Genomic DNA, 10,361 nt, shown 5'->3' with positions numbered 1-10,361 from the left:
TCAAACTCCTAGCCACGCGGCATCAAGGCTCAGGGTGCGCACACGGATGGTCGCTTCACCCTTGGGCCAGGCACCGGCCTGATAGTCCAGCTGTATCCACCCCAGGCGCTCATCCATGGTTTCGAGCCGCTGTAGATACGCCAGCACATCGAGATAACCACCACGGATGGTCAGCTCCACGTCGTGGGCATAGAGCAAGGGCTCTGCAGCTTGCCGATTACCCGCCTCTGGCTGGGCACCGTCATAAACCGGTGTTGGCGTGCGCAATGTCATGGATTCCAACTGCAAGCCCTGTTGAGCTGAGAGCATGTCCCGCAACAGCGTGACCATGTCCCTCGGTGCGATCAGCTGCCCGGTAGTCTCGGTAATTTCCTGATCCAGCCGCTCCAGGCGGCTTTGCCGGGAAGCCAGTCGCTGGCGCAATGCCTCCGAAGGGTCACCGGCCAACTGGCTGTTGAGGGTTTCCTGTTGGCTAAGCAAGCTGTTCTGCGTAGCCGTTAGTGCCTGCACTCGGTTATTGAGTTGCTGCTGCCGGGTTTCCACTGGGGTAACCAACAACTCCCAGCCCAGGACGAACATGAGCACACAGGCAGTCACGACGATCAAAACCCGCTCACGGATCGGGCGGTCGTTGTACCACTGCGCAGTGCTGGCCAGGGAATCTGTCAATTTACTCATCGCCCCGACGCCTCTCCCGGTTGTGTTGCAACACGAAATTCCACCCACTGATGATCAGCTTCGTCGTCTGGCCGCTGCAACCGGAAATCGCCAAAGGTTTCACCAACAAACGCCGGCTCGTCACCCAAGCGCGCGAGGTAGCTGGGCACCAGTTCCGCCGCCCGAGTCCTGCCCTCAAGACGCATGGCCGAGGGAAGCGATTGCAAGCGCACGGCTGTCAGCCACAGGTCCTCAGGAACCTGGCGCGCCAGGGCCGAAAGCCGCCCGGAAAAACCACCGTGGTTGTGGGTTGCCAGCCCTTCCACCCGTTCGAGCAGACGCTGCCTGCGAGCAATTGTCTCGGTGATCCGCGCCAGCGAGGCTTCCAGGTCAGGATCTGGTTGCCTTGCCTGCACCTGGTCGGCCATGGTGGCAACCGCCGTTTCCAGATTCCGGTTCTGCTGTTCCAGCCGCTCTACCTGCTGCTCCAGCGTCTGATTGTGCCAGCGGCCAAAAGCCATGACGGCCACGAGTATCAGCAATACGATCCCAACCAACGCTCCGGCCGTACCGGCATGCAGCCGCTGCCTTGTAGGGCGAAGTTCCGGGGTATACAGGTTCACCTGTTGCCTGATCATGCCTGCCCCCCCTGGCCAAGCGCCGCACTCCAGGCGGGCAGGCATCGGCTATCAAGCGCGTCAGACAAGCCAAACTGGCTCCACTCAGGCACCTCGATACCGGCCGCCATGTAAGATGAGAGCATGGAGTTCAACGGTAATACCGAATCCCGGGCCACCAGTTGGATGGTCGACGGTGGCACCTGGCCGAGCTGGCTCTCGAAATAGTCCATGGAACGCTGGATCTCCAGCGCCAGGGATTGCACAGCACTCTCCTGGCTGGAGGCGTCCCGCAGATCATCATAAGACAGCTCAAGGCGGCGGGAGAGATACAGGGTATCGCCCTGGCATATGACCATCTGGCCATAGCGGTCACGAAGATGAACCAGAGCCACCCCCCTATTCGACTGATCCAGGCGGGCCGCCAGATTTCGCAAGGCCAGCTCGGCAATATCGATTCGATCCAGCTCAAGGCCTGCATCCGCTACCAGACCAATCAGCTCGCGAACCAGAGATTTGCGGGCTGCAACAACGTTCACCAGCGGGCCACGCCCACGGGACGCGTCTTCCGGAAATGCAAACACATCCGACACGGCGTCGGCCGGGCTGAAATCGAGGAAGTCCTTGAGCTTCCATTTGAGCGCATCGGCCAGCTCACTGTCCTCAACACCCTCCGGACGCTCAACTTGAAACACCTGATATTGATCAATGGGCAGGACCAGAACCGCAGGCACACCAGCCCAGCCCTGGTCGTCCACCAGCTTGCTGAGCGTGTCCTGCCGTTGTGCAGAAACACACTCAACAAAGCCCAGCGACTGCCCGGGCGAAGCAGCGGCTCTGGCCCAGGCAATGCCATCCGGGCGCACCTCAAGACAGACAGGCTGTCCCGAAGGCTTGCGGCGGATCAGTTTTTGTAGAGTCGTAACAAGATTCAGGATCATGGATTCCCAGGTCGTGGCCACAGCTCTGCTGCCGGCCGGCGTGCACAAGGTGTTTAAATTATCAGCACTTTTAACACAGGCTTACATGATAGTTGAGAAAGTGAACGTAACTCTACGTTTCACCGACTGATTTCACGGAGATTTTGCAACTCGTTAACAAAAAAACCCGCGCAGAGCACGGGCTTTTTGATTGTCGATGAGCTGGATCACATTCAGAACGGAATGTCGTCATCAAAATCATCAATCGGTTCCGGCATGCCACCGCCCTGCTGCCCTTGAGGGTTATACCCTCCGGACGGCTGCTGAGCCTGACCACCCTGCTGCTGGGGCGGAGCATTATACTGAGATTGGGGTTGCTGCTGCGGACGACCCTGGGGAGCTCCCTGGTTCATGCCACCCTCGCCACCGCGGCTGTCGAGCATCTGCATCTGGCCGTTGATGTCTACCACAATCTCGGTGGTGTATACGTCCTGTCCTTCTTTGTTCTGCCACTTGCGGGTTTGCAGGCGACCTTCGATATACACCTTGGAACCTTTACGCAGGTACTGGCCGGCCACTTCCGCCACCTTGCCGAACAGCACAACCCGGTGCCATTCGGTTCTCGGTACCATCTGGCCAGTCTGGCGATCCTTGTAACTTTCATCGGTAGCCAGGTTGAGATTCACAACCGCGTTGCCATTCGGGGTATAGCGGGTATCCGGATCCTGGCCCAGATTACCAATGAGAATTACCTTGTTAATGCCTCGTGCCATCTTCTGCTCCTGATCGATTTTCCGGAACACGTGCGGTCCATGCACGCATCCTTTGTTTAAGAACCTTTACCCTGCCGCACAAATTCAAAGTGCGCAAGCTGATCTTCATGAAAATGCTGACGGTCCACTTTTAAGTAAGCGGTTGCCGCATCTTCCACAATCACCACGTCCTGCACACCGGGCAGGCGGCGCAATGTCTCATCAATCTCATCAAAACCGGCAGGCAGCACCTGCTCCAACTCAACCACAAAGCTCGTGGTGTAATTCGGCGCCGGCATCGTCAGTGCTACCAGAAACCAGGCAGCCAAACCACCGGCCATTAACCAGAGAACCCCTTCCAGGCCGGCAGATTGTAGCAAGTAACCGCCCAGGGCACCGCCGAGAAACGCACCAAAAAACTGCGACGTCGAGTAAACCCCCATAGCGGTCCCCTTACTGGCGGCCGGAGCTTCTTTGCTGATCAATGAGGGCAGGCTCGCTTCCAGAAGGTTAAACGCCATAAAGAAGAAGAACAGTACGCCCCAGGCCAGCCAGAGACTCTTCTCCACACCGGTCAGTGCGGCCGTTGCCAGCGAAAGCAGGGCGATGGCACCGCAAAGCACCGGTTTCATCACCCGCTTTTTCTCGCCAATGATGATAAACGGCACCATGGCGAAGAAGGATGTCACCATCACCGTCAAGTAGAACCACCAATGGGAAACGCTGGCCAGCCCCAACTGATCCTGAAGCATGGTGGGAAACACCAGAAACAGCGCTGTCAGGGCAAAATGGAGGATGAAGATACCGAAGTCCAGCCGCAGCAGGCGACCGTCCCGCAGCACCCGCCCGACCATCTCCCTCGCGGGATGGGTATCCGCGCTGATTCTGTGGGCATGGGGTGTTGGCACCACTCTGGCTACGATGAACAAGGCCACCATGGCCATGGCTGCCGTTGCATAGAAAATGCCGGACAATCCCCAGAGCGAGCCCAGGAGGGGCCCAACCACCAGTGACACCGAGAACGACAGACCAATGGAAATGCCCACCATAGCCATTGCCTTGGTGCGCTCTTCCTCGCGGGTCAGGTCGCTTAACAGGGCCATCAACACGCTGGCAATCGCGCCTGCCCCCTGAAGAATCCGTCCGGCAATCACAACGTATATGGAGTCGGTGGAGGCTGCCAGCAGGCTTCCAGCGGCGAACAGCACCAGCCCGATATAGATCATCCGCTTGCGGCCAACCCGGTCAGACAGCAAGCCGAACGGAATCTGCAACAGGGCCTGACTGAGACCATAGGCCCCAATTGCCAAACCAATGAGCGCAGGCGTCGCGCCCTGCAGATCACTACCGAGCAACACGAACACCGGCATGACCATGAACAGGCCAAGCATACGCATTGCGTACACCGAGGCCAAAGCCGTAACAGAGCGTTTTTCAAGCGCGTTCATGCTTACCTGTGCCGGATTGAAAAAATTGGGAAGGCAGCTACTGGCTGCGAGCGGCGCATTGTACCAGATGCGCCCCGGGTGAGGGACTACCCAAGACAGCATACCCCAGGCGGCACAACTCCAGTTTCGCCGGGGGCTACCGAAAACGATATAATGGTGGTTTTACTCAAGCGAGGTGTTATGGACCATATCCAGATCAAAGGCGCACGCACGCACAACCTGAAGAACATCGACCTGGATATGCCAAGAGACAAACTCATTGTCATCACCGGGCTGTCAGGTTCAGGAAAATCCTCACTGGCCTTCGACACCCTCTACGCCGAAGGGCAGCGCCGGTATGTAGAGTCTTTGTCCACCTACGCGCGGCAATTCCTGTCGATGATGGAAAAACCCGATGTTGATCACATCGAAGGCCTGTCACCCGCCATTTCCATTGAACAGAAGTCCACATCCCATAATCCCCGCTCAACCGTTGGCACCATCACTGAAATCTACGACTACCTGCGACTGCTTTTTGCCCGGTCCGGCGAACCCCGTTGCCCGGACCACGGTCAGCCGCTGGAGGCCCAGACCGTGAGCCAGATGGTCGATCAGGTCCTGGCGATGCCTGAAGGCAGCAAACTGATGATCCTGGCGCCGGTGATCAGGGACCGAAAAGGCGAGCACCTCCAGGTGATTGATACCATGCGCAGCCAGGGCTTCATCCGCCTTAGGGTCGACGGCACGGTTTATGACATCGATGATGTTCCGGCGCTGGACAAGAAACGCAAACACCAGATTGATGTCGTGGTAGACCGCTTCAAGGTCAAAGAGGGCCTGGAACAGCGATTGGCGGAAAGTTTCGAAACCGCCCTTGAGTTGGCCGATGGCATCGCGCTGGTCGCCCCAATGACCGGAGACGGCGAAGAACAGACCTTCTCGGCACGCTATGCCTGTACCCAATGCGGGTATTCACTGAGCGAACTCGAACCCAAGCTCTTCTCCTTCAACAACCCAGCCGGCGCATGCCCCACCTGTGATGGTCTGGGAGTGCGCCAGTTCTTTGATGCCGAAAAAGTTATCCAGAATCCGGAAGCCACGCTGGCCTCCGGCGCGATCAAGGGCTGGGACCGGCGCGCGGTCTATTACTTCCAGATGCTGACCAGCGTGGCCGAGCATTATGACATCGACCTGGAAACGCCGTGGGAAGACTTGCCAGAACCGTTTCAGCGAGCACTGCTCTATGGCTCTGGCAATGAAGACATCAGCTTCCGGTACGTCAATTCCCGTGGCCAGATCATGGAGAGAGCCCACCCCTTTGAGGGCATCATCCCGAACCTGGAACGCCGCTACCGGGAGACAGACTCCCAAAGCATGCGCGAAGAACTGGCCCGCAACCTGAGCACCCAGCCTTGCAAAGACTGCGGTGGCACCCGGCTTCGCCGCGGCGCCCGCAATGTCTTTATCGAGGAACGGACACTACCTGAAATCACTCACCTGCCGGTAGGCGACGCTCACCGCTACTTCAGCGAGCTGACTCTGCCTGGCCGTAAAGGTGAAATCGCCGAAAAAATCCTCAAGGAAGTGCGGGAACGCTTACAGTTCCTGGTCAATGTCGGCCTTGAGTACCTGACGCTGGAACGCAGCGCAGACACCCTCTCGGGCGGTGAGGCACAGCGGATTCGCCTGGCCAGCCAGATTGGCGCCGGGCTGGTGGGTGTCATGTACATCCTGGACGAACCGTCCATCGGCCTGCACCAGCGGGACAACGACCGCCTGCTGGCCACCCTCACCCACCTGCGGGACCTCGGCAACACCGTGATTGTCGTTGAACACGACGAAGACGCCATCCGTGCTGCCGATTATGTCATCGATATTGGCCCTGGTGCCGGCGTACACGGTGGTGAAATCGTTGCTCGCGGCACCCCTGAAGAGATTATCGCCAACCCGGCATCGATGACTGGCCAATACCTGAGCGGAGAGAAAAAAATTGCCGTGCCAGCAACCCGCAACAAGGGCAACGGCAAACACCTGGTCCTGTCCGGCGCCACAGGCAACAACCTTCAGGACGTCACGCTAACGCTGCCACTGGGGGTCATGACGTGCGTAACCGGGGTCTCCGGCTCCGGTAAATCCACCCTCATTAACAGCACCCTGTACCCGGTGGCTGCGGCCAAGCTAAACAAGGCCACCAGCCTGAACCATGCCCCCTATAAAAACCTCAAGGGCCTGGATCACCTCGATAAGGTTATCGACATTGATCAAAGTCCGATCGGGCGCACCCCCCGGTCGAATCCGGCGACATACACCGGCCTGTTCACCCCCATCCGTGAGCTCTTTGCCGGCACCCAGGAAGCACGGTCTCGCGGCTACAAGCCCGGCCGATTCTCCTTCAACGTCAAAGGCGGACGCTGTGAAGCCTGCCAGGGTGACGGCGTAATCAAAGTGGAAATGCACTTCCTGCCGGACGTCTACGTGCCCTGCGACATCTGCAAAGGCAAGCGCTACAACCGCGAAACCCTGGAAGTCCGCTACAAGGGCAAGAACATCAACGAAGTGCTTGAGATGACCGTTGAGGAAGGGCGAGAGTTCTTCGACGCCGTACCCTTTATCGCCAGAAAACTGCAAACCCTCATGGACGTGGGCTTGTCCTACATCCGTCTTGGACAGAGTGCGGTCACCCTATCGGGTGGTGAGGCCCAGCGGGTAAAACTGGCCAAGGAACTGTCCAAGCGCGACACCGGCAAAACCCTGTACATCCTCGACGAACCCACCACGGGTTTGCACTTTTACGACATCCAGCAACTGTTGAACGTCCTTGAACGCCTGAGGGATCACGGCAACACCATCGTGGTCATCGAACACAACCTGGATGTGATCAAAACGGCTGACTGGATTGTCGACCTGGGACCAGAGGGTGGTTCTGGCGGCGGGCAGATTATTGCTGAGGGAACGCCGGAGGAGGTAGCGGACAATCCGGCATCCCATACCGGGCGTTATCTCAAGCCTATGCTCAAGTAGGTTTTCACCACAAAAAAAACCGGGAACCTTTCGGAACCCGGTTTTTTTTGAACTAGAGCGTAGATTTTACTCTTCGCCTTCGTCCACCTCTTCAGCCTCGATGTCCAGAGGACGGCCAACCAGCTCAACGAATGCCATAGGGGCATTGTCGCCAGCACGGAAACCGCACTTCAGAATACGAAGATAACCACCCGGACGCTCGCTATAACGGGGGCCCAGCTCGTTGAACAGCTTGGCTACCGCAGCATCGCTACGCAGGCGTGAGAACGCCAGACGACGATTTGCAACCGAATCATTCTTTGCGAGCGTGATCAACGGCTCAGCTACACGACGAAGCTCTTTAGCTTTCGGCAGCGTTGTCTTGATCAGCTCATGTTCAACCAGTGACGCAGTCATGTTACGGAACATGGCCTTGCGATGCGCACTGGTCCTGCTGAACTTACGACCACTCTTACGATGACGCATTGCTCTGATTCCTTACCTTAAACTAATCGGCGATCAACCGCCCAGAACCCGGTCATCACCACGAAGGCTTGCCGGCGGCCAGTTATCAAGACGCATGCCCAGAGACAAACCACGGGACGCAAGAACGTCCTTGATCTCGGTCAGCGACTTTTTGCCAAGGTTAGGCGTCTTCAGCAGCTCCACTTCGGTGCGCTGGATAAGATCGCCGATATAGTAAATGTTTTCTGCCTTCAAGCAGTTAGCTGAACGCACAGTCAATTCCAGATCATCAACCGGGCGCAGCAGAATCGGATCGATTTCTTCCTCTTCTTCTACACGCTCTGGCTCTTTCTCATGATCGAAATCTACAAACACAGCCAGCTGCTGCTGGAGAATCGTGGCCGCCCGGCGAATCGCTTCTTCCGGATCGATGGTGCCATTTGTCTCCAGATCAATAACAAGCTTGTCCAGATCTGTACGCTGCTCAACCCGTGCGCTTTCGACGGCATACGCCACTCGGCGAACCGGGCTGAACGTAGCATCAAGCTGCAAACGTCCGATGGCACGAGTTTCATCCTCGTCCAGACCACGCTGATCAGCCGGCTCATAGCCGCGACCGCGGGCAACACGCAAACGCATGTTGACTTCGCCGTTCTCGCTCAGGTGACAGATCACGTGCTCGGGGTTAGCGATTTCCACATCGTGGTCCAGCTTGATATCGCCGGCGGTCACTACACCCGGGCCCTTCTTGCTGAGCGTCAGCTCAGCATCGTCACGGCCGTTCATCTTTACGGCGACGCCCTTGAGATTCAGAAGAATCTCGATGACGTCCTCCTGGACACCCTCAATGGCGCTGTACTCGTGCAGGACACCGTCGATCTGTGCTTCAGTCACGGCGCAGCCCGGCATCGAAGACAAGAGAATGCGACGCAGTGCGCTACCCAGGGTATGACCGAAACCGCGCTCAAGCGGCTCCAGTGTCACCTTGGCGCGCGTGGCGCTGGATTCTTTCACGTCAATGGTACGAGGTGTCAATAACTCATGTACTGAACGCTGCATAGACGCCCCTATCTGCTATCGTTGCTAACTGGGCTTTACTTGGAGTAAAGCTCGACGATGAGGTTCTCGTTGATGTCGGCCGGCAGTTCAGTACGCTCAGGTACTGACTTGTAAACGCCGGACATCTTGTTGGCGTCAACCTCTACCCAGCTTACCGGTGCGCGGCTACCAGCCAGATCCAGTGCACCTTTAACGCGCAGCTGGTTTTTGGCCTTCTCACGCACACTCACAACGTCGCCCGGCTTGACTTGATAGGACGGCACGTTGACCGGCTTATCGTTCACCAGGATCGCCTTGTGAGAGACGAGCTGACGGGCTTCTGCACGGGTAGAACCAAAGCCCATGCGATACACAACGTTATCCAGACGACCTTCCAGAAGTTGCAGCAGGTTTTCACCGGTTGCACCCTTCAGGCGAGCGGCCTCTTTGTAGTAGTTGCGGAATTGCTTCTCAAGTACGCCGTAGATACGACGGACTTTCTGTTTTTCACGAAGCTGTACGCCGTACTCGGACAGACGACCGCGACGCGCGCCGTGCATACCCGGCGGAGTCTCGATGTTGCACTTCGAATCGAGCGCGCGTACGCCGCTCTTCAGAAAAAGGTCTGTCCCTTCACGACGAGACAGCTTGCACTTCGGGCCTATATAACGAGCCATATTTCACTGTCTCCTGTGTTAGACGCGGCGCTTCTTGGGCGGACGACAGCCGTTATGGGGAATCGGCGTCACATCAGTGATGTTGGTGATCTTGTAGCCACACGCATTCAGCGCGCGAACTGCAGATTCACGTCCGGGCCCAGGACCCTTAACCTCTACGTCCAGGTTTTTAAGGCCGTATTCAGCAGCCGCATTACCGGCTCTTTCAGCTGCTACCTGCGCAGCAAAAGGTGTACTCTTACGTGAGCCGCGGAAACCGGAACCACCTGAGGTGGCCCAGGACAGGACGTTGCCCTGACGGTCCGAAATGGTCACGATGGTGTTGTTGAAGGACGCGTGAATGTGCGCGACGCCATCAACAACCGTCTTTTTCACCTTTTTACGGGTACGTGTACCTGGCTTTGCCATGTTTGCCTACCTGTTACTTACGAATAGGTTTGCGAGGACCTTTACGGGTGCGGGCGTTGGTCTTGGTGCGCTGGCCACGGACCGGAAGTCCATGACGATGACGCAGACCACGGAAGCAACCGAGATCCTTCAAACGCTTGATGTTCATCTGTACTTCACGACGCAGATCGCCTTCGACGGTGAACTTGCCCACTTCGGTACGAAGTGCTTCAAGCTGCTCGTCGCTCAGGTCTTTGACCTTGACGTCCGGCTTAACGCCGGTTGCATCGCAAAGCTTCTGGGCTGTTGTCTTGCCAACACCAAAGATGTAGGTGAGCGAGATAACAGCATGTTTGTGATCGGGTATATTGACACCGGCTATACGTGCCATCCAAATTACTCCGCGTTCAAAGCTTTGCTG

11 protein-coding genes are annotated in these 10,361 nt (G+C 57.3%); 1 reads left to right on the top strand and 10 read right to left on the bottom strand.

Annotated elements, in window-relative coordinates:
* From gspM to ACNSOI_RS03240, 5 genes are all read right to left on the bottom strand, one after another.
* Complete coding sequence (gene gspM / locus ACNSOI_RS03260) at positions 1 to 678, bottom strand: type II secretion system protein GspM (protein ID WP_420195118.1); 678 nt, start codon at positions 676 to 678, stop codon at positions 1 to 3.
* Positions 675 to 1,295, bottom strand: a complete 621-nt coding sequence (locus ACNSOI_RS03255) for a PilN domain-containing protein (protein WP_227510293.1) — start codon at positions 1,293 to 1,295, stop codon at positions 675 to 677. Before ACNSOI_RS03255 ends, gspM begins: the two co-directional genes overlap by 4 nt.
* A complete protein-coding gene (locus ACNSOI_RS03250; RefSeq protein WP_286253712.1) occupies positions 1,292 to 2,236 on the bottom strand; it encodes a biogenesis protein MshI in 945 nt (314 codons plus the stop codon). The genes ACNSOI_RS03255 and ACNSOI_RS03250 overlap by 4 nt, the downstream gene beginning before the upstream one ends.
* Before the next feature lie 191 nt (positions 2,237 to 2,427).
* A complete protein-coding gene (ssb, locus tag ACNSOI_RS03245; RefSeq protein ID WP_374816049.1) occupies positions 2,428 to 2,967 on the bottom strand; it encodes a single-stranded DNA-binding protein in 540 nt (179 codons plus the stop codon).
* Between the two features lie 56 nt (positions 2,968 to 3,023).
* Positions 3,024 to 4,394, bottom strand: coding sequence for an MFS transporter (locus ACNSOI_RS03240; protein ID WP_420195117.1), 1,371 nt, complete (start codon positions 4,392 to 4,394; stop codon positions 3,024 to 3,026).
* A 180-nt stretch (positions 4,395 to 4,574) separates the two neighbouring features.
* On the opposite strand from ACNSOI_RS03240, the gene uvrA reads away from it, so the two are divergent.
* Positions 4,575 to 7,394, top strand: a complete 2,820-nt coding sequence (uvrA, locus tag ACNSOI_RS03235; RefSeq protein WP_420195116.1) for an excinuclease ABC subunit UvrA — start codon at positions 4,575 to 4,577, stop codon at positions 7,392 to 7,394.
* Between the two features lie 66 nt (positions 7,395 to 7,460).
* On the opposite strand, the gene rplQ is transcribed toward uvrA, so the two are convergent.
* From rplQ to rpsM, 5 genes are read right to left on the bottom strand one after another with little or no spacing between them, the layout of a single operon-like run.
* Positions 7,461 to 7,859 (bottom strand): 50S ribosomal protein L17, encoded by a 399-nt coding sequence (rplQ, locus tag ACNSOI_RS03230; RefSeq protein WP_058090008.1) that lies wholly within the window; start codon positions 7,857 to 7,859, stop codon positions 7,461 to 7,463.
* Between the two features lie 33 nt (positions 7,860 to 7,892).
* Entirely contained in the window at positions 7,893 to 8,897 is a 1,005-nt protein-coding gene (locus ACNSOI_RS03225) for a DNA-directed RNA polymerase subunit alpha (RefSeq protein ID WP_008174911.1), read from the bottom strand.
* A gap of 35 nt (positions 8,898 to 8,932) precedes the next feature.
* On the bottom strand, positions 8,933 to 9,553 hold the full coding sequence (gene rpsD, locus ACNSOI_RS03220) for a 30S ribosomal protein S4 (RefSeq protein WP_058090007.1): 621 nt from the start codon (positions 9,551 to 9,553) through the stop codon (positions 8,933 to 8,935).
* Between the two features lie 18 nt (positions 9,554 to 9,571).
* Complete coding sequence (rpsK, locus tag ACNSOI_RS03215; protein WP_007153992.1) at positions 9,572 to 9,961, bottom strand: 30S ribosomal protein S11; 390 nt, start codon at positions 9,959 to 9,961, stop codon at positions 9,572 to 9,574.
* Between the two features lie 13 nt (positions 9,962 to 9,974).
* Positions 9,975 to 10,331, bottom strand: coding sequence for a 30S ribosomal protein S13 (gene rpsM / locus ACNSOI_RS03210; RefSeq protein WP_029655315.1), 357 nt, complete (start codon positions 10,329 to 10,331; stop codon positions 9,975 to 9,977).
* Between the last annotated feature and the right edge of the window lie 30 nt (positions 10,332 to 10,361).

It is taken from the genome of Marinobacter sp. GH_1, from assembly GCF_048595985.1.
GTDB lineage: Bacteria > Pseudomonadota > Gammaproteobacteria > Pseudomonadales > Oleiphilaceae > Marinobacter > Marinobacter shengliensis.
This window is presented reverse-complemented; position numbering and strand designations above follow the sequence as displayed.

What these genes read in the sequence shown, in the direction of transcription:
- gspM (WP_420195118.1), bottom strand. Translation starts at nt 678, where the DNA reads ATGAGTAAATTGACAGATTCCCTGGCCAGCACTGCGCAGTGGTACAAC.
- ACNSOI_RS03255 (WP_227510293.1), bottom strand. Translation starts at nt 1,295, where the DNA reads ATGATCAGGCAACAGGTGAACCTGTATACCCCGGAACTTCGCCCTACA.
- ssb (WP_374816049.1), bottom strand. Translation starts at nt 2,967, where the DNA reads ATGGCACGAGGCATTAACAAGGTAATTCTCATTGGTAATCTGGGCCAG.
- ACNSOI_RS03240 (WP_420195117.1), bottom strand. Translation starts at nt 4,394, where the DNA reads ATGAACGCGCTTGAAAAACGCTCTGTTACGGCTTTGGCCTCGGTGTAC.
- uvrA (WP_420195116.1), top strand. Translation starts at nt 4,575, where the DNA reads ATGGACCATATCCAGATCAAAGGCGCACGCACGCACAACCTGAAGAAC.
- rplQ (WP_058090008.1), bottom strand. Translation starts at nt 7,859, where the DNA reads ATGCGTCATCGTAAGAGTGGTCGTAAGTTCAGCAGGACCAGTGCGCAT.
- ACNSOI_RS03225 (WP_008174911.1), bottom strand. Translation starts at nt 8,897, where the DNA reads ATGCAGCGTTCAGTACATGAGTTATTGACACCTCGTACCATTGACGTG.
- rpsD (WP_058090007.1), bottom strand. Translation starts at nt 9,553, where the DNA reads ATGGCTCGTTATATAGGCCCGAAGTGCAAGCTGTCTCGTCGTGAAGGG.
- rpsK (WP_007153992.1), bottom strand. Translation starts at nt 9,961, where the DNA reads ATGGCAAAGCCAGGTACACGTACCCGTAAAAAGGTGAAAAAGACGGTT.
- rpsM (WP_029655315.1), bottom strand. Translation starts at nt 10,331, where the DNA reads ATGGCACGTATAGCCGGTGTCAATATACCCGATCACAAACATGCTGTT.